Below are 26,042 nucleotides of genomic sequence, written 5' to 3' on the forward strand. Positions count from 1 at the left end.
GATTCCAGCATGGATCCCTCCTCCGCATTGACGCTGGCCTTCGCTGCCTTTCTCGTGGCGGGCCTCGTCGTGAAGTTCTGGCTGGCGACGCGCCAGATGCGCCACGTCGCCCGCCACCGCGACGCCGTGCCCGCGCCCTTCGCCGGCACCGTGTCGCTGGCCGCGCACCAGAAGGCCGCCGACTACACGGTGGCGAAGGGACGCGTGGGCCTGCTGGAGACCGCCTTCGGCGCGGCCGTCCTCCTCGCCTGGACGCTGCTGGGCGGTCTCGATGCGCTGAACCAGGCGCTGGTGCACGCTCTCGGCACCGGCATGATCCAGCAACTCGCCCTGCTCGCCGCCTTCGCCGTGATCGGAGGCCTGCTGGAACTGCCCTTCTCGCTGTACCAGACTTTCGTGGTGGAGGAGCGCTTCGGCTTCAACAAGATCACCTGGAAGCTCTGGCTGGCCGACCTCGCCAAGGCGGCGCTGCTCGGGGCCGTGATCGGCCTGCCGATCGCGGCGCTGATCCTCTGGCTGATGGGCGCGGCCGGTCCCTGGTGGTGGCTGTGGGCCTGGGCCGTGTGGATGGCCTTCAACCTCCTGCTGCTGGTGGTCTATCCGACCTTCATCGCGCCGCTGTTCAACAAGTTCCAGCCGCTGGAGGACGAGACGCTGAAGGCCCGCGTGACGGCCCTGATGCAGCGCTGCGGCTTCGCGGCCAAGGGCCTGTTCGTGATGGACGGCAGCAAGCGCAGCGCCCACGGCAACGCCTACTTCACCGGCTTCGGCGCCGCCAAGCGCGTGGTGTTCTACGACACGCTGCTGGCCAAGCTGTCGCCGGCCGAGGTGGACGCGGTGCTGGCGCACGAGCTGGGCCACTTCAAGCACAAGCACATCGTCAAGCGCGTGGTCGCCCTGTTCGCGCTGAGCTTCGCGGGCTTCGCCCTGCTCGGCTGGCTGGCGAGCCGCGTCTGGTTCTACACCGGCCTGGGCGTGCGTCCCAACCTGGACGCGCCGAACGACGCGCTGGCGCTGCTGCTGTTCATGCTGGCGGTGCCCGTGTTCACCTACTTCATCTCGCCGCTCATGGCGCAGTTCTCGCGCAAGCACGAGTTCGAGGCCGATGCCTTCGCCGCGGCGCAGACCAGCGGCCAGGAGCTGGGCAACGCGCTGCTGAAGCTCTACGAGGACAACGCCTCGACGCTCACGCCCGATCCCGTCTTCGTCAAGTTCTACTACTCGCACCCGCCGGCGTCGGAGCGGCTGGCGCGCCTGGGAGCGGCCGCATGAGCCAGCCGAGGCGGGCCCTCACGCCCACGGAGATCGTCAAGCGCCTGGCGGACCTGCCCGGCTGGAAGCTCTCGGGCGACGGGCCGGATGTCGCCATCGAGAAGAGCTACAGCTTCCCCGACTACTACCGGACGATCGCCTTCGTGAACGCGCTCGCCTTCATCGCGAACGCGGCGGACCACCACCCCGACCTGTCGGTGCACTACAACCGTTGCGTGGTGCGCTTCAGCACGCATTCGCTGCAGGGCATCTCGGACGCCGACTTCGAATGCGCCGCCCGCTGCGACGCCCTGCTGGCATGAGGATGGCCGCGCTTGGCTGAGCTCGCCGGAAACGGGCTGGTGGTGGCCAGCCACGGGCGGCACTGCCTCGTGGAGTCCGCCGACGGCACGCGGCGCCTGTGCCATTGGCGCGGCAAGAAGAACGAGGCGGTGGTGGGCGACCGCGTGCAGTGGCAGCCCAGCGGCGACGAGGGCGTGATCGATGCCGTGCAGCCGCGGCGCAACCTGTTCTACCGGCGCGACGAGATCCGCACCAAGTCCTTCGCCGCCAACCTCGACCAGGTGCTGGTGCTGATCGCGGCCGAGCCGGAGTTCTCGGAGATGCAGCTCGCGCGCGCGCTGGTCGCCGCCGAGGCGCAGCACATCACGCCCCTCGTCGCGCTGAACAAGAGCGACCTGGTCGAGCCCTTCGAGCGCGCTTGGGCGCGGCTGCGGCCCTACCAGCACATGGGCTACGGCGTGCTACCGCTGTCGCTGCGGCTGTCCCAGGACACCGACCGCGAACACCTGCTGCGCCACCTGCGCGGCAAGACGACGCTGGTGCTGGGGCCCTCGGGCGCGGGCAAGAGCACGCTCGTCAACCTGCTGGTGCCACAGGCGCAGGCGCTCACGGGCGAGATCTCGCAGGCGCTGAACTCGGGCAAGCACACGACCACGGCGACCACCTGGTACTGGGTCGATGCGGAGAAGCAGACGGCGCTGATCGACTCGCCCGGCTTCCAGGAGTTCGGCCTGTACCACATCGAGCCCATGCAGCTCCCCGCGCTGATGCCGGACCTGAAGCCCCACGTGGCCGAGTGCCGCTTCTACAACTGCACGCATCTCCACGAGCCCGGCTGTGGCGTCATCGCGGCCGTGGCGGAGCAGCCCGGCGCGCCGCCGGACCGCATCGAGCCCAGCCGTTACCGGATCTACCGGACGCTCTTCGAGGAACTTTCCCACCGGCGCTACTAGGCTCTTGCAGGCGCCGCGCGTGGCCGCATCTGCGTGGGAAGGAGGCGCGTTTCCACCCATGAGCCAGCTGCATGTCGTCTGTCCGCATTGCCACACCACCAACCGGGTCCGGTCGGAAGACCTGGACCACGAGCCGGATTGCGGCAGTTGCCACCAGCCCCTGTTCACCGGCCACCCGGTGAACCTCGACGCGACCGACTTCGAGCGCCACATCGCCCGCAGCCAGCTGCCCGTGCTGGTGGATTTCTGGGCGCCCTGGTGCGGCCCCTGCCGCATGATGGCGCCCGCGTTCGAACAGGCGGCCGCGGAGCTGGAGCCGCGCGTGCAGGTCGTGAAGGTGAACACGGACGAAGCGCAGGGCGTCGGCGCGCGCCTGAACATCCGTAGCATCCCGACGCTCGCGCTGTTCGTCGGCGGCCGCGAGGTGGCCCGGCAGGCGGGGGCGATGGGGGCGGCGGACATTGTGCGCTGGACGCGCTCGGCGATGCAGCGCGCGCCTTCGATGGCGTGATTGCTGGGGTTCGCTGCGCTCACCACCAGCCTACGAAGGCCGCCACCCGACCGCACTCGTAGGCTGGCGGTGAGCGCAGCGAACCCCAGCTAACCCAGCAAGCGCGCGAGCGTCAGCAGCGCCAGCAGCACCATCCACAACACCACCGAGCGCCACACCAGCCCCACGATGCTGCGCAGGTGCGCGATCTCGGCCTCGCGCCCCGGCGTGCTGGCCGTGTCCGCGGGCGCTTCCCCGCCCACGCCCGCGGCCTGGAAGGTCGAGCCGTCCGGCGCGAACACCGGCTTGAGCGCCTCGCCGCCCAGGCGCACGTTCACGGCGCCCGAGGTCGCCGCGAGGATCACGCCGTCGTTGTCGTTCGGGAAGCGCTGCGCGTAGTTGCGCCAGCAGTCGATCGCCTCCTCGAAGCTGCCCACCACCGCGAAGCCGACGGCCGTGAAGCGCGCCGGCAGCCAGTCCACCGCCGTCCAGGCCCCCGCCGCGGCCGACTGCAGCGCTTCGCTCGCCGGCTGCACCTGCGTGCGGCTGCGGTGGCGCCAGTAGCGCGCCACGAATTCGGCCATGCGATAGAGCACGGCCCCCGCCGGCCCCAGGCCGAAGGCCGCGAGCACGGAGAACCAGGCCAGCACGCCGAACACGTGGCGGTGCGCGGCCAGCACGGAGAACTCGATCACGTGGCGCACGATCTCGCTGCGCGGCAGCTCGCTCGCGTCCACGCGCTGCCACAGCGCCAGCGCCTGGCGCGCGCGGATCTCGTCGCCGGCCTCCAGCGCATCGCGGATCGCCGTGAAGTGGTGGCTGAACTGGCGGAAGCCCAGCGTCACGTACAGCACGATCACGCCCCACACCATGCCCGCGGGCCAGCCGACGAAGGCGACGAGCAGCCAGTGGATGGCCGTCGCCGCCGCCGCCGGCACGATCACCGCCAGCACCCAGGCCACCCAGCCGTGCACCGGCCGGCCGGCGTCGAAGTTGCGGCTCACCCAGCGCGCCCACACCCGCAGCGCCGAATGGATCGGGTTGTGCGCGCCCAGCGGACGCACCTGCTCGATCAACAGCGCGAACAGGATCGCGAAGAAAGACATGGCGCGATGATAACGACGCCTCCCCTCCTCCCTTCGGCGGAGCTCAGGCCGCGAGGAAGCGGTAGAAGTTGCGCAGCATCGCCGCCGTCGCGCCCCAGATGAAGCGTTCCTTGCGCGCGTCGGCGTAGGGCATGGAGAACCACTCGCGGCGCACGCCGCTCAGCTCGATGGCGTGGCGGCGGTGGTGCGACGGGTCCATCAGGAAGTCCAGCGGCACCTCGAAGGCGTCGGCCACCTCGTAGGGGTTGAGCGCGAGGTGGAAGTCCGGCCGCACCAGCGCGATCACGGGCGTGATGATGAACATGGTGCCCGTGGTGTAGGTGGGCATCTGGCCGATCACTTCGGCCATGGAGCGGTCGAGGCCGATCTCCTCCTGCGCCTCGCGCAGCGCGGTGTGCGTCGCGTCCGGGTCGGTCGCGTCGCGCTTGCCGCCGGGAAAGGCCACCTGGCCCTGGTGCGTGGTCAGGTGCGCCGTGCGCTCGGTCAGCAGCACCGAGGGCCGCTCGCGCATCACGATGGGCACCAGCACCGAGGCCTGCGCCGGCTGGCGGTCGGTGAAGCGGCGCTCGCCGCGCACTTCGGGCTCCCACGCCGGCGGTTGCGCGAAGCGCAGCCGCAGCGCCTCGGGCGAGAGCCGCGCCGGCGCCACGGGCGGCAGCCCCGTGTCCACGCCGACCACGGGCGCGAGGCGCGGATCGAAGTTCGGCAGCTTCGACAGCGGCGTGTCGGGCGGGATGGTGGCGGACGGGTCGATCGGCATGGCGGAATGGAAAAGCCGCCGCGAGCTGGTGGCCGGCGGCGGCTTGGTCCGGGAGCGGCTCCCGCTTATTCGGCGGCGGTGTCCGCCGTCGTCTTCTGGGAGCGGGCCAGCTTTTCCTTGATGCGGGCCGACTTGCCGCTGCGCTCGCGCAGGTAGTACAGCTTGGCGCGGCGCACGTCGCCGCGGCGCTTGACCTCGATCTTGGCGATCAGGGGGCTGTAGGTCTGGAAGGTCCGCTCGACGCCTTCGCCGCTGGAGATCTTGCGCACGGTGAACGCGCTGTTCAGGCCGCGGTTGCGCTTGGCGATGACCACGCCTTCGTAGGCCTGCGCGCGGCGGCGGCTGCCTTCGACGACGTTGACGGAAACGATCACCGTGTCGCCGGGGGCGAACTCGGGGATGTCCTTGCCCAGGCGGGCGATTTCCTCTTGCTCGAGGGTCTGGATCAGGTTCATTGCTACCTCTGGGATCGTGCCCGCGCTACGCTGAAGGTCCGTTGGCACCCTGGGCGGGCTGCGGCTGGACGGCCGGGCAGAGGATCGGAAAGCCGCAGATTATAGCGTGGCGAGGAATTCCTCGTCCGCGCGGGTCAGGCGGCCGGCGGCGCGGGCGGCGGCCAGCAGGTCCGGGCGGTGCCGCGCCGTCAGCGCCAGGCGCTGCTGGCGCCGCCAGGCCTCGATGCGGGCGTGGTGGCCGGAGAGCAGTTCCTCGGGCGCCTTGCGGCCTTCCCATTCCTCCGGCCGGGTGTAGTGCGGGCAGTCCAGCAGGCCGTCGAGGGCCGGGTTGAAGCTGTCCTCCTGGTGGCTGCCGGCGTCGTTCAGCACCCCCGGCTGCAGGCGCGCCACCGCATCCAGCAGCGCCATCGCGGCGATCTCGCCGCCGGACAGCACGAAGTCGCCCAGGCTCAGCTGCACGTCGACGTGGGCGTCGATGAAGCGCTGGTCCACGCCCTCGTAGCGGCCGCAGACCAGGATGGCGCCCGCGCTGGCCGACCAGCGCGCGACGCCCGCATGGTCCAGCCGCTCGCCGACCGGCGAGAACAGGACGACGGGCGCGGCTTCGGCGCGGTCCGCCTTCACTGCGGCCAGGCAGCGCGCCAGCGGCTCGGCCAGCATCACCATGCCGGGGCCGCCGCCGAAGGGCCGGTCGTCCACGCGGCGGTAGTTGCCCTCGGCGAAATCGCGCAGGTTCCACAGGCGCACGTCGACCTGCCTGGTCTCGTAGGCGCGGCGCGTCACGCCCGCGGCCAGGAAGGGCGCGAAGAGTTCGGGAAACAGCGTGACCACGTCGAAGCGCATGGCTTCAGTAGTCCGGCTGCCAGTCGACCGTGATGCGGCGGCCCTGGAGGTCCACGCCGTCCACGTAGGCCGAGACGAAGGGCAGCATGCGCTCGAGCGCCTTGCCGTCCTGCTCGTATTCCAGCACCAGCACGGTCTGCGGGCCGGTGGACATCAGGTCCTTGACGCGGCCCAGGTGCACGCCTTCGCGGTTGACGACGTCCAGCCCCAGCAGGTCGACCCAGTAGTACTCGTCCTCGCCCGCCGTGGGGAAGGAGGAGCGCGGCACGAAGATGCGGGCGCCCTTGAGCGCCTCGGCGGCATTGCGGTCGGCCACGCCGTCGGCACGCGCCACGACGGCGTCGGAATGCTCCTTCGCCTCGCGCACGCGCAGCAGCACCGTCCCGCGGAAGGCTTGCGGGCCTTTCTCGGGCGGCTGCAGGAACCAGCGGCGGGAAGAAAAAAGCGCCTGGGGGTCGGCGCTGTGGGGCAGGACCTTGAACCAGCCCTGGATGCCCCAGGCATCCTGGATGCGCCCGACCTCGATGGCGTCGGCGGGGAGTTCCGCCGCTTCGATGTCCGGTGGCAGCGCGGGCGCTGCCGGACGGCCGGGCGCGGCCATCACGGGATCAGGCGGCCGCGGCCGGGGCGGCTTGCGTGCCGGCCTGCTTCAGGATGCGTTCGACGGTGGGCGACGCCTGCGCGCCGACGCCGCGCCAGTAGCTCAGGCGATCCTGGGCCACGCGCAGCTTCTCTTCACCTTCCTTGGCCGTCGGGTTGTAGAAGCCCAGGCGCTCGATGAAGCGGCCGTCGCGGCGCACGCGCTTGTCGGCGACGACGATGTTGTAGAACGGACGGGCTTTCGCGCCGCCGCGGGAGAGTCGAATGACGACCATGATTTATCCTTCGGGTGGATGAGGCAGCTCCCCAGGAGCCGCCGATGTTCTTCCGGCGTTGAGACACGCGACTGGCCACCCGGCCAGCGACACGCCGAAAAGCCCGCGATTATAACTTCCCTCTGCACCATGCTGTCCCTGCGCCCGAGCACCGACGCCGACGTCCCGGCCATCACGGCGATCTACGCCCACCACGTGACCCACGGCACCGGCACCTTCGAGACCACCCCGCCCACCGAGGCGGACATGGCGGCCCGCCGTGCCGACGTGCTCGCCAAGGGCCTGCCCTACCTCGTGGCGGAGCAGGACGGCCGCGTGCTGGGCTTCGCCTACTGCCAGTGGTTCAAGCCGCGGCCCGCGTACCGCTTCTCGGCCGAGGACTCGATCTACCTCGACCCCGACGCGGCCGGCCAGCGCATCGGCAACAAGCTGCTGACCGAGCTCGCGAAGCAGGCCGAGGCCGCGGGCATCCGCAAGCTGATCGCCGTCATCGGCGACTCGGGCAACGCGCGCTCGATCGGCGTGCACCGCGCCGTGGGCTTCCGCCACGTCGGCACCATCGAGTCCTGCGGCTGGAAGTTCGACCGCTGGCTGGACATCGTCCTCATGGAGAAATCGCTCGGCCAGGGCAACCGCACCGCGCCGGAGCCCGTCGCGAAATGAAAAGCAAGACCCTCGCCGCCTGGCTCGCCTTCCTGGGCGGCCCCTTCGGCGCGCACCGCTTCTACCTGCACGGCGCCGGCGACTGGCTCGCCTGGCTGCTGCCCGTGCCCACCCTCGCGGGCATCTACGGCGTGCTGCGCATGTGGAACCTGGGACAGGACGACGCCATCAGCTGGGTGCTGATCCCCGTGCTGGGCTTCACCTTCGCCGGCTGCTGCCTCACCGCCATCGTCTACGGCCTGAAGAAGCCGCAGGAATGGAACGCCCGCTACAACCCGCAAGCCGAACCCGAAGCCCCCGCCGGCCGCACCCAATGGGCGACGGTCTGGGCGATCGCGCTGTCCCTGATGATCGGCGCCGCGGTCCTCATGACCAGCATCGCCATGAGCTTCCAGGGCTACTTCGAGCGGCAGGTGCTCGAGGGGCGGGAGATGAGTCTCTAAGGCGGACTACCGGACGCAAAGGTCGCGAAAGTACGCAAAGGTCGCAAAAAAAGCCCTGAAGAATTTTTTGATTTTTTCTTCAAAGGCTGTTCTTTTGCGACCTTTGCGTAACCTTTGCGACCTCTGCGTCCGGCTGTTGGCTGTTCGGCCGTTCAAAAAACCTGCAGGCTGATCCAGTACGCGATCGCGGCGACGAAGGCGCTGGCGGGGATCGTGAAGATCCAGGCCCAGACGATGTTGCCGGCGACGCCCCAGCGCACGGCACTCATGCGCTGCGTGGAGCCCACGCCGACGATCGCGCCGGTGATGGTGTGGGTGGTCGAGACCGGGATGCCCAGCGCCGTGGCGATGAACAGCGTCATCGCCCCGCCGGTCTCGGCGCAGAAGCCGCCCACGGGCTTGAGCTTGGTGATCTTCTGGCCCATGGTCTTGACGATGCGCCAGCCGCCGAACATGGTGCCCATCGCGATCGCCAGGTAGCAGCAGATCACCACCCAAGCCGGCGGGGCCGTCTCGGAAGCCGCCACGTGGCCGGTGGCGATCAGCAGCATCCAGATGATGCCGATGGTCTTCTGCGCGTCGTTGCCGCCGTGCCCCAGGCTGTAGGCGCCGGCGGAGACCAGCTGCAGCCGGCGGAACCACTTGTCCACCCGCGAAGGCCGCACCGAGCGGAACAGGTTGGCCACGACCACCATCATCAGCGAGCCGAGGATGAAGCCCAGCGCCGGGGAGACGAAGATGAAGATCACCGTCTTCCAGATCCCGCTGGCGACCAGCGCGCCGGCGCCCGACTTGGCGATCACGGCGCCGACGATGCCGCCGATCAGCGCGTGCGAGGAGCTGCTCGGGATGCCGTACCACCAGGTGATCACGTTCCAGGTGATCGCGCCCACGAGGGCGCCGAACACCACGTGCGTGTCCACGATGCCGGGCTCCACGATGCCCTTGCCCACCGTCGCCGCCACGCTCAGGTGGAAGATGAAGATGGCGATCATGTTGAAGGTCGCCGCGAACACCACCGCCTGCGTCGGCTTCAGCACGCCCGTGGAGACGACGGTGGCGATGGAGTTCGCCGCGTCGTGGAAGCCGTTCATGAAGTCGAACAGCAGCGCGACCGCCACCAGCATGACCACGACCCACAAGGCCGCCTGCGTCACTTCCATGCCGCGGGCCTCAGGAGTTCTCGAGGACGATGCCCTCGACGACGTTGGCGACGTCCTCGCACTTGTCGGTGACGGTCTCCAGCAGCTCGTAGATCGCCTTGAGCTTGAGCACCTCGCGCACGTCCGGCTCCTCGCGGAACAGCTTGCTGAGGGCGGAGCGCATCACGCGGTCGGCGTCGGATTCGAGCTTGTCGATCTCCTCGCAGGCCTTCAGCGCGCCGCCGGCGCCGGCCGGGTCGGACAGGCGCCCGAGCAGTTCGACGGCCTCCTTCACGCGCTCGCAGCAGCGCACGCTCAGGTCTGTCAGGCGGCGGATCTCCTCCGTCATGTGCCGCACGTCGTACAGCGTCATGGTCTCCGCCGAGTCCTGGATCAGGTCGGCCACGTCGTCCATCGTGTTGATCAGCGTGTGGATCTGCTCGCGGTCGATCGGCGTGATGAAGGTGGAGTGGATCAGGCGGTTGACGTCGTGCGTCACGCGGTCGGCCGCGCGTTCGGCCTCGTCGACCTCGCGCGTGTACTGCTCGCGCAGGTGGACGTCGGCGTAGTTGTCCACCAGCTTCGAGAAGGCGCGCGCCCCGGCCACCATGCGCTCGGCGTGCTGGTTGAACAGTTCGAAGAAATTTCCTTCCTTCGGCAGCAGTTTCTTGAAGAGCATGGGGAGAGAGGTCGGTTCTTTTCTGCGGGAGTCGCGGGCGAGTGTACCTGCCGCCGCCGGCGGGTCAGGCGTTGCGGAATATGAAATACACGGCGCCCACCATGCACAGCGCGGCCCAGAGGTAGTCGAGCTTCAGCGGGTCCTTGAGGTAGAACACCGAGAAGGGCACGAACACGGACAGCGTGATCACTTCCTGCATGATCTTGAGCTGCCCGACGCTGAGGCCGGCCTGCTGGAAGCCAATGCGGTTGGCCGGCACCTGCAGCAGGTACTCGGCCAGCGCGATGCCCCAGCTGACCAGCGCCGCGATGTACCAGGGCGCGGTGGCCAGGTTCTTCAGGTGGCCGTACCAGGCGAAGGTCATGAAGACGTTGGAGGCGGCCAGCAGCAGCACCGTCTGCAGCGACAGCGGAAGGAAGGAGGCGAGCGCGGTCATGGGGGAATTATCGGAAGGGCTGGTGTTCGTGGACGAGCACATTGTGGTGCTGGACAAGCCGGCCGGCCTGCTGGCCGTGCCCGGACGCGGCGAGGACAAGCAGGACTGCCTGTCGGCGCGGGCGCAGGCGCTGTGGCCGGATGCGCTGGTGGTGCACCGGCTCGACATGGCGACCTCGGGCCTGTTCCTCATGGGCCGCGGCCTCCACGTCCAGCGGGTGCTGGGCCGCGCCTTCGCCGAGCGCCGCGTGGACAAGCGCTACGAGGCCATCGTCGCGGGCGTCCTCGGCGCGCCCGGCGCGCAGGGCGTGATCGACCTGCCGCTGGCGGCCGACTGGCCGAACCGGCCCTTGCAGAAGGTCGACACGGAACACGGCAAGCCGAGCACGACGCAGTGGGAGGTGCTCGCGGCGGACGCCGACAGCACGCGCGTGGCGCTCGCGCCGCTCACCGGCCGCTCGCACCAGCTGCGCGTCCATCTGCAGGCCATCGGCCATCCCATCCTCGGCGACGCGCTCTATGCGGACGCGGAGGCGCGCTCGCGCGCGCCGCGGCTGCTGCTGCATGCGACCGGGCTGGCGCTGGCGCATCCGGCCACCGGCGAGCCGCTCGCCTTCGCCAGCGCCGCGCCCTTCTGAGCGCAGCGCGTAGGATGGCGGCATGACCCAGCGACACCTCACCATCCTCACCGGCGCCTCGCGCGGCATGGGCCTCGCGATGGCGCAGCAGCTGCTCGCGGCCGGGCACGACCTGCTGTGCATCTCGCGCAAGACCAGCGACGCGCTCGCGGCGCGGGCCGCCGAGGCCGGCCGCAACTGCGAACAGTGGCCGCAGGACCTGGCGCGCGCCGAGACGGCCGCGGCGCGGCTGGAGACCTGGCTGCAGGCGCAGGACGCCGCCAGCCTGGGCTCGGTCACGCTGATCAACAACGCCGGCCTGATCCCGCGCATCGCGCCGCTGGACGACATTCCCATGCTGCAGCTGGCCGAAGCCATGCGCGTGGACCTGGAGGCGCCCATGCTGCTGGCGGGCGCCTTCCTGCGCGCGACGGCCACCTGGAAGGCGCAGCGGCGCATCCTCAACATCTCCTCGGGCCTGGGCCGGCGCGCGATGGCGGCCCAGGCGGCCTACTGCGCGGCCAAGGCCGGCATGGACCACTTCACGCGCTGCGTGGCGCTGGAGCAGGCGGCGCTGCCGAACGGCGCCCGCATCTGCGCCCTCGCGCCCGGCGTGATCGACACCGACATGCAGGTGCAGCTGCGCGGCGCCGACGCGGAACGCTTCCCGGACCGCGGCAACTTCGTGGGGCTGAAGGAGAAGGGCATCCTCGCCTCGCCGGAGGAAGCCGCGGCGCGCGTGCTCGCGTTCCTGCAGCGGCCCGACTTCGGCGCCAATCCGGTGGCCGACGTGCGCGACGCCTGACCTTTCCGGCTGGATATCTTCCGTAGGCTGGCGGTGAGCGCAGCGAACCCCAGCTGGGGTTCCTCCGTCACCCCAGCCTACGCGTCCTGGAAGCCGCCTGCGCGGACCGTCACCACCAGCGTGTCCCGATGCCCCCGCCCGTCCACCGGCTGGATGGGCGTCGTCTCGTGGATCACGCGGGCGTCGTCCAGCAGCAGCACGCTCCAGGGTTCGGTCAGCGTGAAGCGCTGACCGGCCGGGCCGTCGGCCTGGAACACGCGCGTTTCGCCGCCCTTGATGCCTTCGCGCGCGACGAGGAACACCGCCACCAGGTCCACCCCGTCGCGATGCGCGCCTTCCGGCGTGGGCCGGCCGATGCCGCCCTCGGTGTCGATGCGGAACTGGTGCGCCTCCAGGTACCAGGGCTGCGGCCCCTTCAGCTCGGTGGCGACGCGCGCCGTCGCCGCCAGCAGCGCGCCCCAGGCCGGCCGCGCGACGACGTCCGGCTCCATCGGCTCGAACCAGCGCTCCATGCCGCCGTGCAGCGCGTTGTATTCCACCGGCTGCCAGTGCGCGCGGTGCGGCGCCTGCGTGAGCCGGCCGTCCAGTTGCACGAACGAGGCGTGGCGGCGGCGCCGGTAGCGGCCGCCGTCCTTCAGGTAGTTGTCGGGGGGCAGCGCGTCCCAGGAGGGACGCAGGGCCTGCAGCTCCGCGAGCGTGCATCCCGCCAGCTCGCACACGCCCTGGGGGCTCAGCACGGCGTAGCCATGCTGGCGCAGGAGGATGGGGAGCTGGTCGGGGTAGGTGTACGCGGGGCGCAGGAGGACGGAGGTCACCCCTCGATTTTCACACCCTTCCAGAACGCCACGCGGTCCTTGACCATCTGCGCTTCCGGCTTCGGGTCCGGGTAGTACCAGGCCGCCTCGGGGTTCAGCTCGCCGTTGACCAGCAGCGAGTAGTAGCTCGCCTGGCCCTTCCAGGGGCAGGTCGTGTGGTGGTTGCTGAAGGTCACGTACTCGCGCTTGAGCGCGCTTTCGGGGAAGTAGTGGTTGCCTTCCACGACGACGGTGTCGTCGCTCTCGGCCACGACCACGCCGTTCCACACCGCTTTCATGCCGCTTCTCCTTCCGGTGCGTGCAGCCAGTGCACGCTGAACAGCCGCCCGGGATCGGTCCACACCGGCCCCGGGCGGAAGCCGGCGCGCTGCGCCAGGTCGCGCAGGCCGTCGATGGTGAACTTGTACGAGTTCTCGGTATGCAGGCTCTCGCCCTCCTCCAGCACGAAGCGCTCGCCGGCGAGCTGCACGGCCTGCTTCGCGCGGCTGACCAGGTGCATCTCGATGCGCTGCAGCGGCGCGTTGTAGAAGGCGTAGTGCGCGAACCGCGCCAGCTGGAAGTTCGTGCCGAGCTCGCGGTTGGCCCGCGCCAGCAGGTTCAGGTTGAAGGCGGCCGTCACGCCCTGCGCGTCGTTGTAGGCGGCGTGCAGAACGTGCGGGTCCTTCACGAGGTCCGCGCCCAGCAGCAGCGCGCCGCCGCGCAGCGCCTCGCCCGCGCGCCGCAGGAAGGCCAGCGCCTCCTCGGGCGTGAAATTGCCGAGCGTCGAGCCGGGGAAGAAGCCGATGCGCCGGCCGGCGCCGCGCGCGGGCGGCAGCGCAAGCTGCCGCGTGTAGTCGGCCACGAGCGGCTGCACGTCCAGGCCCGCGAACTCGCGCTTGAGGATCGCGGCCGCGTCGCGCAGGTGCTCGCCCGAGATGTCGATGGGCACGTAGCGCGCCGGCGCCTGGAACGCGGCCAGCAGCAGCCGCACCTTCACCAGCGAGCCGGCGCCGAACTCGACGATCTCCGCGCCGCGGCCGGCGAGCGCCGCCATCTCGCCGGCGCTGCGGGCGAGGATGCCCAGCTCGGTGCGCGTGGGGTAGTACTCCGGCAGTTCGCAGATGCGGTCGAACAGGCGCGAGCCTTCGGCGTCGTAGAAGTACTTGGGCGAGATCCGGTGAGGCGCGGCGGCCAGCGCCGCCTGCAGGTCGCGTCCGAATTCCGTCAGCATGCACCGTCCTTCGCGAGGCGCAGCCCGCTGAACTGCCAGCGCGCAGCCGGCGGGAAGAAGTTGCGATAGGTCGTGCGGGCGTGGCCCGGTGGCGTGGCGGCGCTGCCGCCGCGCAGCACCACCTGGCCCACCATGAACTTGCCGTTGTATTCGCCGATGCTGCCCGTCCACGGGCGGAAGCCCGGATAGGGATCGTAGGAAGAGCGCGTCCACTGCCAGGCGTGGCCGGTCAGCTGGCGCAGGCCCGGCAGCTCGGCGGCCGCTTCCCACTCGGCCTCGGTGGGCAGGCGCGCGCCGGCCCATTCGGCGAAGGCGGCGGCCTCGTAGAGGCTCAGGTGGCGCACGGGCGCGTCCGGGTCCAGCGGCCGCACGCCGTCGAGCCCGTACACCTGCCACTGCGACGCGGGGGCGCGCGCATCGCCGGGCGCGATCCAGTACAGCGGCGCCTGCCACTGCTGCTGCTGCGCGAGCGCCCAGCCGTCCGAGAGCCACAGCGAGGCGGTGCGGTAGCCGCCGTCCTCGATGAAGTCGAGGAACTCGCCGCTGGTCACCAGCCGGTCGGCGATGCGGTAGGGCTGCAGCCAGGTCGTGTGGCGCGGCGTCTCGTTGTCGAAGGCGAAGCCCTCGCCCGCGTGCCCGATGCGCACGGGCCCGGCCGGCCCCGCGATCCACTGCACCGGCGGGGTGCCGGCGGCGAGCCGCAGCGCGGGCTGCTCCTGCGCCTCATAGGCGGGCAGCAGCGGGTTGCAGGACAGGGCATGCAGGATGTCGGTGAGGATCAGCTCCTGGTGCTGCTGCTCGTGCTGCATGCCCAGTTCCACCAGCGGCTGCACGGCGGCCCACGTGGCCTCGTCCGCGGTCGCGACGAGGTGCTCCACGGCGGATTCCACGTGCGCGCGGTAGCGGTGCACCGATGCGAGCAGCGGGCGCGTGAGCAGGCCGCGCTCCGGCCGCGGATGGCGCGGACCGAGCGACTCGTAGTAGGAGTTGAAGAGCGTGTGCCAGCGCGGCTCGAAGGCCTGGTAGCCCGGCAGGTGGGGGGCCAGCACCACGGCCTCGAAGAACCAGCTGGTGTGCGCCAGGTGCCACTTGGTCGGGCTGGCGTCGGGCATCGACTGGACGCACTGGTCCTCGGCCGACAGCGGCGCGGCGAGCGCGAGGCTGCGCGCGCGCACGGACGCGAAGCGTCCCGCCACGGCGGCGCGGTCGGGATCGTGCTGCACCACGGCGGGCGCGACGGATGGGTTCAAGGACATGCGTCCAGGCTCCTGGTCGGGCAGCGCGCCTCCTGCGTCCGCGCTGCGAATGGTTCGTCCCCTGCCGTTTCATTACAGCACACGGCGGGAACGGCAGCGCCCGGCGCGGTTTCAGTCGTCGTGCGGCAAGGCGAGATCGTCCTCGCGCAGCTGGCGCCATTCGCCCCAGCGGCTGGGGCTGTCGTCGACGCGCACGAACAGCACGGCCTGGTCGCAGGCCTTCCAGCGCGCGCAGTTCTTCTTCCAGTGGCGCACCTGCCCCGGCGGCACGTAGAGGTACACCGGCGTGACCTTCGCCGGCACGAAGACCGCGTTCGCGATCACGGGCTTCGGATAGATCAGCGGCAGCGGCGGCGCCTTGGGCCTGGGCACGATGCGCCCGTAGACGCCGGGGCGCAGCGGGCCGCCGGCGGTCACGTTGCGGTACGCGACGTCCTTGGCGTCGGCCGGCGCGCCCGCGGCCACCGCGGCGCAGGCGACGGTGCCGAAGGCGAGCCCCGCGACCCAGCGGGAAGGCGATGTCCATGCATGCATGAGCAGCTCCGTGGAATCGAGACGGCTGTGCTTGTACCCACGGGCTGGCGCTCCGCCCTGTAGTCGCCGGTGTACTGCGAGGCGCGGATTTGTCCGACGTCGAGCTGGACCGCCGCGTGCTGCCTCAGCGGCGCGCCCGCGCTCGGGCCTTGGACGAGCCGACGGGCGGCGCTTCGGCCGGGGGCATGGGCAGCGGCGGCAGGGGGCGTTTCGCCACCAGCGCGGCCTCGGCGGTCTCCACGCCCAGCGCCCGCAGAACCGCGGCGGCGACGGCGACGTCGTGCCGCGCCGGTGCCTGCCCCAGCGCGACGCGCCGCATGGCCTGCGTGCAGATGCCCTGCAGCACGTCCATGCCGATCGCCTCGCTCGCGACCTTGAAGCGCTTCTGCCGCAGGCCCAGGCGCAGGTCCTCCAGCGGATAGGGCTCGATCTCCGCCAGCAGCGCCGGGCTGGCCGCCGCCACCTCCAGCAGCAGCAGCGCCCAGGGCGGGCTCTCCGCGGCCAGCAGCACGTAGCGGCGCTGGCCGATCGCCACGCGCTCGGCGGCGTCTTCCACCAGCGCCTGGCTCTCGCCGATCGCGCGGCACAGGCTCTGGGCCAGCACGACGGCCACGCGCTCCAGCAGCGCCTCCTTGGAGGCGAAGTGGTTGTAGACGGTGGCGGGCGTCATGCCGGCGACCTGCGCCACCTCCTGCACCGTCGCCGGTCCCACGCCGCGGGCGCAGAACACCTGGACGGCGGCGCGCACCAGCGCCGACTGCGTCCGTTCCCGCTTGCCGCCGCCGGTGGTCGCGGCGCCGAAGGCCGCCGCCAGCGCGGGCGGCAGGGGGGGCAGCCCCTGGGGGGGATGGTCAACGGCCATGTTCGTCCCTAGAATCCATATTTTTACAGCAACTCCAATTTTAGACGAGGTGACCAGATCATGGGGAAATGGGTGAAACGGGGCGCGCTGGCCCTGGGCGGGCTGGCGCTGCTGGCGGCGGCGGCCGTGTTCGCGGGCGTGCAGCTGGCCGACCACAGGATGGCGCGCGAGGTGGCGGTGGACGTGCAGCCGGTGGCGCTGCCGGGCGACGCCGCGGCGCTGGAGCGGGGCAAGTACCTGTTCTCCTCGCGCGGCTGCGTGGACTGCCACGGCGCCAACGGCGGCGGGCGGGTGTTCGTGGACAACGGCGACGACCTGCGCATCAAGGGGCCGAACATCACGGCCGGCGCCGGCGGCGTGGTCGCCGCCTACCAGCCGGCCGACTGGGTCCGCACGATCCGCCACGGCGTCGCGCCCGGCGGGCGGCCGCTGATGATCATGCCGAGCGAGGACTACAACCGGCTGACCGACGCGGACCTCGGCGCGCTGGTCGCCTACGTCCGCTCGCTGCCGCCCGCGCAGGGCAGCGCCGCCGAGGTGAAGCTGCCGCTGCCGGCGCGCGTGCTCTACGGCTTCGGCGCGATCGACGACGCCGCGGCGAAGATCGACCACGCGCTGCCGCCGGCCGTCGCCGTGGGCGAAGGCGTGAACGCGCAGCACGGCGCCTACGTGGCCAACATGTGCCTGGGCTGCCACGGCCCGCAGCTGGCCGGCGGCCGCATCCCGGGCAGCCCGCCCGACTGGCCGGCCGCGGCCAACCTGACGCCCGTCGCCGATTCCGCGCTGAACCACTATCCGACGGCCGAGGCCTTCATGGCCATGCTGAAGTCGGGCAAGCGCCCCGACGGCACCGCCATCCAGGTGATGCCCTTCGGGTCGCTGCGCGAACTGAACGAGACCGACGCGCGGGCGCTGTACCTGTACCTCAAGACCCTGCCGCCGCAGCCGCGGGGCTGAGCGGCGCGCGCTACTTGCCGTAGCGCTCCCGCGCCAGCGCCGCGCCCTGGGCGAGCGCCTGCAGCTTGCGCAGGGCGACGTCGCGGTCCATGGGCGCCATGCCGCAGTTGGTGCAGGGCACCAGGCGCTCGCGGGCGACGAACTGCAGCGCGCGGCCGATGGTGTCAGCCACCTGCTGCGGCGTCTCGACCTCGTCGCTGGCGACGTCGATCACGCCCACCAGCACGTCCTTGCCCTTCAGCAGGGCCATCATCTCGGCCGGCACGTGCGAGTGGAAGCACTCCAGGCTCACCTGGTCGATCGCGCTGGCGGCGAGCGCCGGGAACACCTGCTCGTACTGGCGCCATTCCTCGCCCAGCGACTTCTTCCAGTCGTTGTTGGCCTGGATGCCGTAGCCGTAGCAGATGTGGACGGCGGTGGTGCAGGTGAGGCCCTGCACGGCGCGCTCCAGCGCGCGCACGCCCCACTCCGCCGCGTCCTTCATGTACACGTTGAAGGCGGGTTCGTCGAACTGCACGATGTCCACGCCGTCGGCCTGCAGGCCCAGGGCCTCCTGGTTCAGGAGTTCGGCGAAGGCCATGGCCAGCTTCTCGCGGTCGCCGTAGTGGCGGTCGGCCACCGTGTCGACGATGGTCATCGGGCCGGGCATCGTGAATTTCAGCTTGCGCTGCGTGTGCGCGCGCGCGAGCCGCGCCTCGGCCGCGTGCACGCGCCCCTTCAGCCGCAGCGGCCCCACGACCTGCGGGACCATGGCCTTGTAGCGGTCGTTGCGGATGCCCATCTCGACCTTGTGCTGGAAGTCGATGCCCTCGACCTGCTCCAGGAAGCCGTGCACGAAGTGCTGCCGCGACTGCTCGCCGTCGGTCACGATGTCGACGCCGGCGTCCTCCTGGGCCTTGATCCACAGCAGGGTGGCATCGAGCTTGGCCTGCCGCAGCTCGGCGCCCTCGGCCTTCCATTGCGGCCACAGCTTGTGGGTTTCGGCCAGCCAGCCCGGCTTGGGCAGGCTGCCGGCGATCGTCGTGGGGAACATCTGTCGCCTCCTGGATTGCTGCGGACCGGCGCCCGCCTATCATGGAACCTTACACCAGAGCAGTCCGCCGCGCACCATGCGAAACCTGCCCGACCCCCAGAGGGCCAAGCCCTGCGTCCTCGTGATCGACGACGACGACGCCGTGGCACGGGCGATCGCCGCGCGCCTGGGCGCGGACTTCCGGGTGGTGGGCCTCGCCGAGCCGCAACGCGCCGTCGCATGCGCCCGCGACGAACGACCCGGGGTGATCCTGTGCGACATCGACATGCCGGGCATGCAGGGCGACGAGGTCGCCTTCGCCCTGTCGCAGGACCCGCACACCGCGGGCGTGCCCTTCATCTACCTCACGGCGCTGGTCGGCCCGGACGAGGAGCCCGAGCTGGAGGGCGTGTTCGGCGAGCACCCGACGGTGTCGAAGGGCGCGAGCACCGAGGAACTGCGCGCGATCCTCGCGGACGCGCTGCGCCTGCCGGACTAGCATTCAGCCCACCTGCAGGCCGCAGGCCTGCGCGAGCAGCTCGTAGGAGCGGCGCTGCGCCTGCGGGTCCCAGGTCCAGGTGATCACGACCATCTCGTCGACCTGCAATTCGTCCGCCAGCGCCCGCAGCTTCGCCGCCACCTGTTCGCCGGTGCCGACCATCGCCCTGCGCCGCAGGCCCTGGCGATACGCTTCCTCCGCCTCGCTGTAGGGGCGCGCGGCCTCCTCCGGCGGCAGCAGCGGACCGAAGCGGCCCACCTGGCGGTCGACGCGCGTGCGCTCGCGGCTCGCGAACAGGCGCCAGGCCTCTTCCTCGGTGTCGGCGGCGAGCGCCCACACGCACACGTTGGCGTGCGGCTGCTGCAGGACGCCCGGGCGGAACACGTGGCGGTACAGCTCCAGCGCCTCGGCGCAGCCTTCGCCCTCGGTGATGAAGTGGGCGAAGGAATACGGCAGGCCGAAGTGCCCGGCGAGCTGCGCGCCGTAGCCGGAGCTGCCCAGCATCCACAGCTGCGGCGCCGTCGCCGCGCGCGGCAGCGCCTGGATGTTGCGCGCCGGGTGGCCTTCGGGCATGCCCTCGCCGCTGATCCAGGCCTGCAGCTCGCGCACCTGCTGCGGGAACATCTCCGCGGCGCGCGGGTCCGGGTTGAGCAGCATGGCCGTGCGCTGGTCGCTGCCCGGCGCGCGCCCGACGCCGAGGTCGATGCGGCCCGGCGCCAGTGCATCGAGCACGCGGAACTGCTCGGCGACCTTGAAGGCGGCGTAGTGCGGCAGCATCACGCCGGCGCTGCCGATGCGGATGCGCCGCGTGCGCGCGGCGACGGCCGCCATCAGCACCTCGGGGGCGGTGCCCACGATGGTGGGCAGGCCGTGGTGCTCGCTCATCCAGAAGCGCTGGTAGCCCAGGGCTTCGCAGTGTTCGGCGAGGGCGACGGTCTGGCGGATCGCTTCGTCCTGGGCGCGGCCGGCGCAGGCGACGGACTGGTCCAGGACGGACAGGCGAAGGGAAGTCGACATGCGAGACAGGATAGCGCGTCGCTGCTACGCTGCCGGGCATGCCCATCCGCATCGTCCAGCTCGGCACCCCGCGCGCGGCCCACGAGGGCCTGCGCCTCGGCACGGTGCGCCGCCCGCCGCGCGGCGTCCCGAGGGAAGACTTCGCGCGGCGCGACTTCTACGACGTGTGGCTGCCCAACCTGTCGCCCACGCAGGAGCTGATGGACCAGGCGCACGCCGCGACCAGCGAGAAGGACTGGGCGGCGTTCAAGCGCAAGTTCCGCACGCAGATGAACCAGCCCGACGCGAGCCACGTGCTGGACACGCTCGCGGCGCTGTCGCACCAGACCTCCTTCGCGCTGGGCTGCTACTGCCCCGTGGAGGCGCACTGCCACCGCTCGGTGCTGCGGGAACTGCTGCAGGAGCGCGGGGCGGAGATCTCCTAGATCCCCAGCAGCTTCTTCGCCTCGCCCAGGTCGCGCATCGACTCGTCGTGCTTGCCGGCCTTGTGGAAGGCTTCGCCGCTCTTGCGCAGGGCCGCGACCTTGGCGGCGACGTCCTTGGACAGGGCGGGCTTGGTGGACAGCTTGGCGTCGATGGCCTTCATCTCGTTGGGGCAGTTGTGGGCCCAGGCGGCGCCGGCGAGGAACAGGCCGGCGAGCAGGACAGGAGCGTGGCGCATGGAGCTCTCCTCTTGGCAGGGGGCGCCACATTAGCGCCGCGCCCGCCGACGCGCCTTCGCGTTTACCCGTGCCCCGCGCCGCCTTCCGCCGGCAGCCCCGACCCGCACATCTGGCAGAAGCGCGCTTCCGGCCCGTGGCCGATCGCGCCGCACTGCGTGCAACTGCGCAAGGCCGCGGGCGGACGGATGTGGCGGCGCGCCGTCATCTCCGCGGTCACGATGCCGGTGGGCACGGCCAGCGTGCCCCAGCCGATCAGCATCATCACCGAGGCGATGAAGCGCCCCAGGTCCGTCCGCGGCGTGATGTCGCCGAAGCCCACCGTGGTGATGGTCGTCACGGCCCAGTACACCGAGGTCGGGATGTCGGTGAAGCCGTTGCGCGGCCCCTCCACCACGTACAGCAGCGTGCCGAGGACCAGCACCACCATCAGCACGGCCGAGAGGAACACCAGGATCTTGCGCCGGCTGGCCGCCAGCGCCTCGCCCAGCAGCTGGTACTCCAGCACGTAGTCGGTCAGCTTGAAGATCCGGAAGATCCGCAGCAGCCGCAGGATGCGCACGTCGATCAGCGCGTGAATCTCCGGCAGGAAGAAGGCCAGCCAGGTCGGCAGCACGGACAGCAGGTCCACCACGCCGAAGAAGCTGCGCGCGTAGCGCAGCGGCCGCTCGACGCTCACCAGCCGCGCCACGTATTCCACCGTGAACAGCACGGTGAACAGCCACTCGGCCACGTTGAAGGTGCTGCGGAAGCGCTGGTTCCAGGCCAGCACGCTGTCGGCGATCACCACGGCCACGCTGACCAGGATGGCCACGATGATCGCCTTGTCGAACAGGCGGCCGGCCGCCGTTTCCGACTCGTAGATCACCTCGTACAGGCGCCGCCGCCAGCCCGCTTCGGGCCGGCCCAGCTCGCTCTGGTTTCCGGGCACCATGCGCTCAGGCCACCGGCTGTCGGAATCGGTCCCAGGCCTGCGGCGTGGGCGTGGTGCCTGCGCCGGGCTGCTGCGGCCGCAGGAAGAAGCCCTCGACGACCTCGGCTGGCTCGGTGAAGCAGTCCTTGATCCAGGGGATGTACTCGAGCACCTGCACGGCGGGGTGCGCCCAGGCGAGGTGCACGTGCACCTGGCTCATGTCGCCCGCGTGCGGCGCCACCGGCAGGCGCAGGCCGTGGGCCGCATCGCACACGCGCAGCACCTCGGTCAGCCCCGCCAGGCGCGTCACGTCCGGCTGCACCCAGTGGATCGCCTCCTGGTGGAAGAACCCGGCGAAGGCGTCCTGCGTGTACAGCTGCTCGCCCAGCGCCACCGGGATGCGCGTGGCGCGCGCGAGCTGCGCGTGGGCCTGGACGTCGTCGTACCAGAGCGGCTCCTCGAACCAGTAGACGTCGTGCGCCTCGGCGCCGCGGCAGAAGCGCAGGCAGGTCGGCAGGTCCCACTTGCCGTTGCCGTCGATGGCCAGCGTGACGTCGGGGCCGATCGCCGCGCGGACGGCGGCGAGCCGGCGCAGGTCGCGCTCCACGGTGGAACCCACCTTGATCTTGATGCCGGTGAAGCCCTCGTCCACGGCGCGCCGCGCGCCCGCCACCAGCTGCTCGTCGGGGATGGAGAGCCAGCCGATGTCGGTGTTGTAGGCGCGCACGCGCTCGTGGGCGGGGCCGCCGAGCAGCTGCCACAGCGGCACGCCCGCGGCCTTCGCCTTGATGTCCCACAGCGCGACGTCGATCGCCGCCTGCGCCAGCGTCGTGATGCCGGCGCGGCCGATCCACTGCAGCGCGGGATTGCGCGCCAGCTTCGCCCACAGCTTCTGCGTCGCGCGCGGGTCCTCGCCCACCAGCAGCGGCGCGTGGCAGGTGGCGATGCAGCGCGTGATCAGCTGGTCGCCCGGCAGGTGGGCGTGCGTGCCGGTGAAGCCGTAGCCGGAGATCCCGGCGTCGGTGTCGATGCGCGCGCCCACGACGCCCCAGTGGCTGATGGTGTGGGTGCTGTCGGCGATCTGCGAGCCGGTGACCGGCACATGCAGGATGAAGGGTTCGACGCGGGTGATCTGCAAGGCGGGGGTCCTCCGGCGTTGGGGGCGATGGTAGCGTGCCTCGGCGCCAGCCCTCACCCCGGCCCTCTCCCGCGGGCGGGAGAGGGAGAAAGTCAAAGGCGGTTGTGGATGGCGGTGGTGGCGATGGCGGCGTGGCCGGCGGCGACGCTGATCTGGTTCAGGTCCACGGCGACGTCGCCGGCGACATACAAGCCGTCGACGGAGGTCTGCTGGTGCGCGTCGACTTCCAGCTGGCCGTTCTCCCGCGCCCGCGCGCCCAGCGCCGTCGCCAGCTCGCAGGCGTGGTGCAGGCCCAGGGCCGGATAGAGCGTGTCGAACTCCAGCACCTGGCCGTTCTGCAGTTCCACCCGCACGCCGACGCCGTCCACACCGCACTCGATGCGGTGCGGCGGGCTGTCGGCGATGCGCACGCCGGCGGCGCGCAGCTGCGCGAGGTGGGAGGGCGCGACGGCCTCCTGGGTCGCCATGGCGAGCCAGGTCACCTGGTTGTCGAAGTTCGCGATGAAGAGCGACTCGCGCAGCCCGTGGCCCGCGCGGCCCAGCACGGCGACGCGCTGGTCCTGCGTCTCGTAGCCGTCGCACACGGGGCAGTAGCGCACCTGGCCGGCCTTCATCGCCGCCTTGATGCCCTCGATGTCGGGTTCGACGTCGCGCGCGCCGGTGGCGAGCAGCACGAAGCGGGCACGCCAGGCGGCGCCGTCCGCCTCGGCGCGGAAGCTGCCGTCGTCCAGCCGCCGCAGCGCGCGCACGGTGGCGTGCTCGGTCGGCACGCCATAGCGCGCGGCGTGCGTGCGCATGCGCGCCAGCAGCTCCGGGCCTTCGATGCCGTCGGGAAAGCCGGGGACGTTGCGCGTGCGCGGGATCCACTGCAGCCGGCTCTGCCCGGCGTCGACCAGCAGCGCGCGCCGCTTGTAGCGGCCCAGGTAGACGGCGGCGGTCAGGCCGGCGGCGCCGCCGCCGATCACCAGGCAATCGAGGATGTCTTCTTCAGCCATGTCGTTTCACGCGGCCCAGGGCAGCGTCTTGGTCACCATCAGCCAGAACACCAGCAGGAACGCGGCGAAGGCGGCCAGCCCCAGCCCCGTCCACCAGTGGAACAGGCGGTCGTAGGCGGCGGGCACCGGCGCGCCGGCGCGCTCGGCCGCCTCGGCCAGCTTGCGCATGCGCAGCTGGATCGCGACCACCGGCAGCCAGCACGCGATCGCCACCGCATAGAGCACGAGCGACCACGCCACCCAGGGCGTGGAGAACGGCAGGCCCATCTCGCGCACCAGCGCGATGCCGGTCGCCGGCTGCAGGATCGCCGTGGGCGTCGTGAGCAGCCAGTCCGCCAGCACCACGTTGCGCGCGCTGCTCGCGACGCCGCCGATGCGCCGCCGCAGCGTGGCCGCGAACAGGTGGAAGGCCGAGCCCACGCCCGCGCCGAAGAGGATGGTGGAGGACAGGACGTGCACCCACTTGAGCACCAGGTAGTCCATCAGCGGCGCTCCCGCGGCGGCTCCAGCGCCCACAGCAGCGCGATCAGCGCGACGAGCGGAATGTTCTTGGAGATCGGGCCGTAGGGGTGCAGCCAGTACTCGGGGAGGAACACGGTGACCAGCAAGGTGTAGCCCGCGATCAGCGCGAGTTGCGCGAGCCACACCGCACGGCGCCAGCGCGCCGGCGCCGCGAGCGTCAGCACGCCGAGCGCGAGGTCCAGCGCTGCCGCGCCGTACAAGGCGATGGCGGCGATCGCCCCGTGCAGGCCCACGCGGGCCAGCAGGGCCAGGCTGTCCTGCACCGGGTAGACGCCGAAGGACACGACGGCCGTCCAGAGCCACATCAACGCCAGCGCGATGCGCAGCACCGGCAGCCACAGGTCCAGCACCGCCGCACGGCGCGCCGGCTCGCGCGCCGCGGGCGCGACGAAGGCGCGCGGTGCGCGCGGCGTGTGGCCGAGCAGCTGCGGCAAGCCGTTGCGATCGGTGGCATTGCCGGCGAGCAGCATGTCCGCCGTCTCGCCGTCGAGCATGCTGCCCGGCAGGTGCGCGGCCAGCGCGGCCGTCGCGCGGAACAGCGCCGCCGGCACCGGCACGACGCGCAGCCGGCCCGGCTCGCCGAGCGCGGCACGCAGTTCGCCGAGGTAGTCGCGCAGGGCGAGCGGCCGCGGCCCGGCGAACACCAGCGTGCGCACGCCGGGCGCCGGCGACTCCAGCAGCCGCACGATGCCCGCGACCAGGTCGTCGACGTGCACCGGCTGCACGGCCATGCGGCCGCCGGCCGGGAAAGGCAGCAGCGGCGCGACCGCCAGCTTGTCGAACAAGGCGGCGCTGGTGCCGCCCGGTCCGTAGACCAGCGAAGGCTGCACGATCGCGGCCCGCAGCGGCAGGGCACGCAGCACGTCGTCGGCCGCCTTCTTGCTGCGGTGGTAGGCCGAGCGGGCGTTCTCGTCGGCACCGAGCGCCGACACCTGCACCACCGCCTGCACGCCGGCGTCGGCGCAGGCGCGGAACAGCTCCGCAGGCGCCTCGGTGTGCAGCGCGGCGAAGCGCTGGCCCGGCCGCTCGCGCAGGATGCCCACGGCGTTCACGACGGCGTCGATGCCGGCCAGGCGCGGACGCCACCAGTCGCGCGTCGGCACGTCGGCGAAGTCGACCTGCACGGATTCCCCCTGCGGCGCCGGCCGGCGCAGCGCCGGCACGACGTCGTGGCCGCGCTCGCGCAGGGCCTGCGCGACAGCGCGGCCGATGAAGCCGGAGGCACCGGTGAGCAGCACCCGCATGCGGGCCAGTCTAGCCAGCGCGGGCGGCGCCGGGGGCCGTTACGGCTTGAGAGCGTCGCCCCACGAAAGGGCCCGGCGCGCCTAGACTGCCGGGCATGACGACCTGGAAAGAAGCGCTGCGCGAAGGCGTGGTTTCCGGCAGCCTCGCCAGCCTGTTCTCGGCCGCGTATCTCGCCTTCGCGGGACAGCGGCAGGGCCGCGCCGCGGCGCCGGTGAATGCCGTGAGCCACTGGTTCTTCGGCGACCGCGCGCTGTACGAGGACGACCCCTCGCTGACCTACACGCTCACCGGCTACGTCACGCACCACCTGGCGGCGATCTTCTGGGGCGTGCTGCACGCGAAGGCCTGGGGCGCGCGGCGCGAGGCGAAGAAGCCCTTGCCGGCCGCGGCCGGCGCCGTGGCGGCGGCGGGGGTCGCGTGCCTCGTCGACTACCAGCTCACGCCCAAGCGGCTGACGCCGGGCTTCGAGCACCGGCTGGCGAAGCCGCAGATGGCGAACGTGTATGCGTGCTTCGCGCTGGGGTTGATGGTGGGGAGCTTGTTGATGAAGAGGCGGTGAGGTTGCTGGGGTTCGCTGCGCTCACCGCC

35 protein-coding genes are annotated in these 26,042 nt (G+C 71.5%); 12 read left to right on the top strand and 23 right to left on the bottom strand.

Annotation, left to right across the window (positions count from 1 at the left end; all coding sequences use genetic code 11):
* The first annotated feature begins 9 nt into the window (after nt 1-9).
* The 4 genes from ACY0MJ_RS11560 to trxC are packed head-to-tail and all read left to right on the top strand — an operon-like array spanning nt 10 to nt 3,018.
* A complete protein-coding gene (locus ACY0MJ_RS11560; protein WP_462638609.1) occupies nt 10-1,272 on the top strand; it encodes a M48 family metallopeptidase in 1,263 nt (420 codons plus the stop codon).
* Nucleotides 1,269-1,574 carry a 4a-hydroxytetrahydrobiopterin dehydratase gene (locus ACY0MJ_RS11565; RefSeq protein WP_462638610.1) on the top strand — a complete coding sequence of 102 codons (306 nt, stop codon included), beginning with the start codon at nt 1,269-1,271 and terminating at the stop codon, nt 1,572-1,574. Before ACY0MJ_RS11560 ends, ACY0MJ_RS11565 begins: the two co-directional genes overlap by 4 nt.
* 12 nt (nt 1,575-1,586) lie before the next feature.
* On the top strand, nt 1,587-2,507 hold the full coding sequence (rsgA, locus tag ACY0MJ_RS11570) for a ribosome small subunit-dependent GTPase A (RefSeq protein ID WP_462638611.1): 921 nt from the start codon (nt 1,587-1,589) through the stop codon (nt 2,505-2,507).
* A 58-nt stretch (nt 2,508-2,565) separates the two neighbouring features.
* Nucleotides 2,566-3,018: a thioredoxin TrxC gene (trxC, locus tag ACY0MJ_RS11575; protein ID WP_462638612.1), complete on the top strand. Its 453-nt coding sequence runs from the start codon at nt 2,566-2,568 to the stop codon at nt 3,016-3,018.
* An 89-nt stretch (nt 3,019-3,107) separates the two neighbouring features.
* Here the strand turns inward: trxC and ACY0MJ_RS11580 are convergent, their stop codons facing one another.
* From ACY0MJ_RS11580 to rpsP, 6 genes are all read right to left on the bottom strand, one after another.
* The gene (locus ACY0MJ_RS11580) at nt 3,108-4,103 is read right to left on the bottom strand and encodes a CobD/CbiB family protein (protein ID WP_462638613.1); all 996 of its coding nucleotides are present in this window, start codon (nt 4,101-4,103) and stop codon (nt 3,108-3,110) included.
* A gap of 43 nt (nt 4,104-4,146) precedes the next feature.
* Nucleotides 4,147-4,863, bottom strand: a complete 717-nt coding sequence (locus ACY0MJ_RS11585) for a CoA pyrophosphatase (RefSeq protein ID WP_462638614.1) — start codon at nt 4,861-4,863, stop codon at nt 4,147-4,149.
* A 65-nt stretch (nt 4,864-4,928) separates the two neighbouring features.
* Nucleotides 4,929-5,318, bottom strand: a complete 390-nt coding sequence (rplS, locus tag ACY0MJ_RS11590) for a 50S ribosomal protein L19 (protein ID WP_462638615.1) — start codon at nt 5,316-5,318, stop codon at nt 4,929-4,931.
* A 99-nt stretch (nt 5,319-5,417) separates the two neighbouring features.
* Nucleotides 5,418-6,161 (bottom strand): tRNA (guanosine(37)-N1)-methyltransferase TrmD, encoded by a 744-nt coding sequence (gene trmD / locus ACY0MJ_RS11595; protein WP_462638616.1) that lies wholly within the window; start codon nt 6,159-6,161, stop codon nt 5,418-5,420.
* Between the two features lie 4 nt (nt 6,162-6,165).
* A complete protein-coding gene (gene rimM / locus ACY0MJ_RS11600) occupies nt 6,166-6,762 on the bottom strand; it encodes a ribosome maturation factor RimM (RefSeq protein WP_462638617.1) in 597 nt (198 codons plus the stop codon).
* 7 nt (nt 6,763-6,769) lie between these two features.
* Nucleotides 6,770-7,036 carry a 30S ribosomal protein S16 gene (gene rpsP, locus ACY0MJ_RS11605; RefSeq protein WP_462638618.1) on the bottom strand — a complete coding sequence of 89 codons (267 nt, stop codon included), beginning with the start codon at nt 7,034-7,036 and terminating at the stop codon, nt 6,770-6,772.
* A gap of 129 nt (nt 7,037-7,165) precedes the next feature.
* Here rpsP and ACY0MJ_RS11610 point away from each other — a divergent pair, with 129 nt between their 5' ends.
* Nucleotides 7,166-7,699, top strand: coding sequence for an N-acetyltransferase family protein (locus tag ACY0MJ_RS11610; protein WP_462638619.1), 534 nt, complete (start codon nt 7,166-7,168; stop codon nt 7,697-7,699).
* On the top strand, nt 7,696-8,142 hold the full coding sequence (locus tag ACY0MJ_RS11615) for an NINE protein (RefSeq protein ID WP_462638620.1): 447 nt from the start codon (nt 7,696-7,698) through the stop codon (nt 8,140-8,142). Before ACY0MJ_RS11610 ends, ACY0MJ_RS11615 begins: the two co-directional genes overlap by 4 nt.
* Before the next feature lie 152 nt (nt 8,143-8,294).
* Here ACY0MJ_RS11615 and ACY0MJ_RS11620 read toward each other — a convergent pair whose 3' ends face one another.
* From ACY0MJ_RS11620 to ACY0MJ_RS11630, 3 genes are all read right to left on the bottom strand, one after another.
* Nucleotides 8,295-9,305, bottom strand: a complete 1,011-nt coding sequence (locus ACY0MJ_RS11620; RefSeq protein ID WP_462638621.1) for an anion permease — start codon at nt 9,303-9,305, stop codon at nt 8,295-8,297.
* Nucleotides 9,306-9,315: 10 nt separating this feature from the next.
* Entirely contained in the window at nt 9,316-9,963 is a 648-nt protein-coding gene (locus ACY0MJ_RS11625) for a DUF47 domain-containing protein (protein ID WP_462638622.1), read from the bottom strand.
* 64 nt (nt 9,964-10,027) lie between these two features.
* Nucleotides 10,028-10,399 (bottom strand): DMT family protein, encoded by a 372-nt coding sequence (locus ACY0MJ_RS11630; RefSeq protein ID WP_462638623.1) that lies wholly within the window; start codon nt 10,397-10,399, stop codon nt 10,028-10,030.
* Here ACY0MJ_RS11630 and ACY0MJ_RS11635 point away from each other — a divergent pair.
* Together ACY0MJ_RS11635 and ACY0MJ_RS11640 are read left to right on the top strand one after the other, a co-directional pair.
* Complete coding sequence (locus ACY0MJ_RS11635) at nt 10,398-11,036, top strand: pseudouridine synthase (RefSeq protein WP_462638624.1); 639 nt, start codon at nt 10,398-10,400, stop codon at nt 11,034-11,036. The two genes, ACY0MJ_RS11630 and ACY0MJ_RS11635, sit on opposite strands and share 2 nt — an antisense overlap.
* 22 nt (nt 11,037-11,058) lie before the next feature.
* Nucleotides 11,059-11,820 (top strand): SDR family NAD(P)-dependent oxidoreductase, encoded by a 762-nt coding sequence (locus ACY0MJ_RS11640; protein ID WP_462638625.1) that lies wholly within the window; start codon nt 11,059-11,061, stop codon nt 11,818-11,820.
* A 77-nt stretch (nt 11,821-11,897) separates the two neighbouring features.
* Here ACY0MJ_RS11640 and ACY0MJ_RS11645 read toward each other — a convergent pair whose 3' ends face one another.
* The 6 genes from ACY0MJ_RS11645 to ACY0MJ_RS11670 form a co-directional block, all read right to left on the bottom strand.
* A complete protein-coding gene (locus ACY0MJ_RS11645; protein ID WP_462638626.1) occupies nt 11,898-12,635 on the bottom strand; it encodes a 2OG-Fe dioxygenase family protein in 738 nt (245 codons plus the stop codon).
* Nucleotides 12,632-12,913: a DUF427 domain-containing protein gene (locus ACY0MJ_RS11650; protein WP_462638627.1), complete on the bottom strand. Its 282-nt coding sequence runs from the start codon at nt 12,911-12,913 to the stop codon at nt 12,632-12,634. The genes ACY0MJ_RS11645 and ACY0MJ_RS11650 overlap by 4 nt, the downstream gene beginning before the upstream one ends.
* Complete coding sequence (egtD, locus tag ACY0MJ_RS11655) at nt 12,910-13,845, bottom strand: L-histidine N(alpha)-methyltransferase (protein ID WP_462638628.1); 936 nt, start codon at nt 13,843-13,845, stop codon at nt 12,910-12,912. Before egtD ends, ACY0MJ_RS11650 begins: the two co-directional genes overlap by 4 nt.
* Entirely contained in the window at nt 13,839-15,101 is a 1,263-nt protein-coding gene (gene egtB, locus ACY0MJ_RS11660) for an ergothioneine biosynthesis protein EgtB (protein WP_462638629.1), read from the bottom strand. Before egtB ends, egtD begins: the two co-directional genes overlap by 7 nt.
* A 111-nt stretch (nt 15,102-15,212) precedes the next feature.
* Nucleotides 15,213-15,635, bottom strand: coding sequence for a hypothetical protein (locus tag ACY0MJ_RS11665; protein WP_462638630.1), 423 nt, complete (start codon nt 15,633-15,635; stop codon nt 15,213-15,215).
* A gap of 124 nt (nt 15,636-15,759) precedes the next feature.
* Entirely contained in the window at nt 15,760-16,497 is a 738-nt protein-coding gene (locus ACY0MJ_RS11670) for a TetR/AcrR family transcriptional regulator (RefSeq protein WP_462638631.1), read from the bottom strand.
* Nucleotides 16,498-16,557: 60 nt separating this feature from the next.
* On the opposite strand from ACY0MJ_RS11670, the gene ACY0MJ_RS11675 reads away from it, so the two are divergent.
* Entirely contained in the window at nt 16,558-17,454 is an 897-nt protein-coding gene (locus tag ACY0MJ_RS11675) for a c-type cytochrome (RefSeq protein WP_462638632.1), read from the top strand.
* 10 nt (nt 17,455-17,464) lie between these two features.
* Here ACY0MJ_RS11675 and ACY0MJ_RS11680 read toward each other — a convergent pair whose 3' ends face one another.
* The gene (locus ACY0MJ_RS11680) at nt 17,465-18,487 is read right to left on the bottom strand and encodes a methionine synthase (protein WP_462638633.1); all 1,023 of its coding nucleotides are present in this window, start codon (nt 18,485-18,487) and stop codon (nt 17,465-17,467) included.
* A 76-nt stretch (nt 18,488-18,563) separates the two neighbouring features.
* On the opposite strand from ACY0MJ_RS11680, the gene ACY0MJ_RS11685 reads away from it, so the two are divergent.
* Nucleotides 18,564-18,965: a response regulator gene (locus ACY0MJ_RS11685; RefSeq protein ID WP_462638634.1), complete on the top strand. Its 402-nt coding sequence runs from the start codon at nt 18,564-18,566 to the stop codon at nt 18,963-18,965.
* Between the two features lie 3 nt (nt 18,966-18,968).
* Here the strand turns inward: ACY0MJ_RS11685 and ACY0MJ_RS11690 are convergent, their stop codons facing one another.
* A complete protein-coding gene (locus ACY0MJ_RS11690) occupies nt 18,969-19,982 on the bottom strand; it encodes an LLM class flavin-dependent oxidoreductase (RefSeq protein ID WP_462638635.1) in 1,014 nt (337 codons plus the stop codon).
* Nucleotides 19,983-20,020: 38 nt separating this feature from the next.
* On the opposite strand from ACY0MJ_RS11690, the gene ACY0MJ_RS11695 reads away from it, so the two are divergent.
* Complete coding sequence (locus ACY0MJ_RS11695; protein WP_462638636.1) at nt 20,021-20,407, top strand: DUF488 domain-containing protein; 387 nt, start codon at nt 20,021-20,023, stop codon at nt 20,405-20,407.
* Here ACY0MJ_RS11695 and ACY0MJ_RS11700 read toward each other — a convergent pair.
* The 6 genes from ACY0MJ_RS11700 to ACY0MJ_RS11725 all read right to left on the bottom strand — a co-directional run bounded on the left by ACY0MJ_RS11700 (nt 20,404) and on the right by ACY0MJ_RS11725 (nt 25,453).
* A complete protein-coding gene (locus ACY0MJ_RS11700; RefSeq protein WP_462638637.1) occupies nt 20,404-20,643 on the bottom strand; it encodes a hypothetical protein in 240 nt (79 codons plus the stop codon). The genes ACY0MJ_RS11695 and ACY0MJ_RS11700 overlap by 4 nt on opposite strands.
* Before the next feature lie 62 nt (nt 20,644-20,705).
* Nucleotides 20,706-21,575, bottom strand: a complete 870-nt coding sequence (locus ACY0MJ_RS11705) for an ion transporter (RefSeq protein ID WP_462638638.1) — start codon at nt 21,573-21,575, stop codon at nt 20,706-20,708.
* Nucleotides 21,576-21,579: 4 nt separating this feature from the next.
* Nucleotides 21,580-22,692 carry a mandelate racemase/muconate lactonizing enzyme family protein gene (locus ACY0MJ_RS11710; RefSeq protein ID WP_462638639.1) on the bottom strand — a complete coding sequence of 371 codons (1,113 nt, stop codon included), beginning with the start codon at nt 22,690-22,692 and terminating at the stop codon, nt 21,580-21,582.
* 92 nt (nt 22,693-22,784) lie between these two features.
* Nucleotides 22,785-23,687 (bottom strand): NAD(P)/FAD-dependent oxidoreductase, encoded by a 903-nt coding sequence (locus ACY0MJ_RS11715; protein WP_462638640.1) that lies wholly within the window; start codon nt 23,685-23,687, stop codon nt 22,785-22,787.
* Between the two features lie 6 nt (nt 23,688-23,693).
* On the bottom strand, nt 23,694-24,170 hold the full coding sequence (locus ACY0MJ_RS11720) for a DUF2269 family protein (protein ID WP_462638641.1): 477 nt from the start codon (nt 24,168-24,170) through the stop codon (nt 23,694-23,696).
* On the bottom strand, nt 24,170-25,453 hold the full coding sequence (locus ACY0MJ_RS11725) for an SDR family oxidoreductase (RefSeq protein WP_462638642.1): 1,284 nt from the start codon (nt 25,451-25,453) through the stop codon (nt 24,170-24,172). The genes ACY0MJ_RS11720 and ACY0MJ_RS11725 overlap by 1 nt, the downstream gene beginning before the upstream one ends.
* Nucleotides 25,454-25,548: 95 nt before the next feature.
* Here ACY0MJ_RS11725 and ACY0MJ_RS11730 point away from each other — a divergent pair, with 95 nt between their 5' ends.
* Nucleotides 25,549-26,013: a hypothetical protein gene (locus ACY0MJ_RS11730; protein WP_462638643.1), complete on the top strand. Its 465-nt coding sequence runs from the start codon at nt 25,549-25,551 to the stop codon at nt 26,011-26,013.
* Nucleotides 26,014-26,042 lie beyond the last annotated feature (29 nt).

The organism is Ramlibacter sp. bp-362, assembly GCF_054956735.1.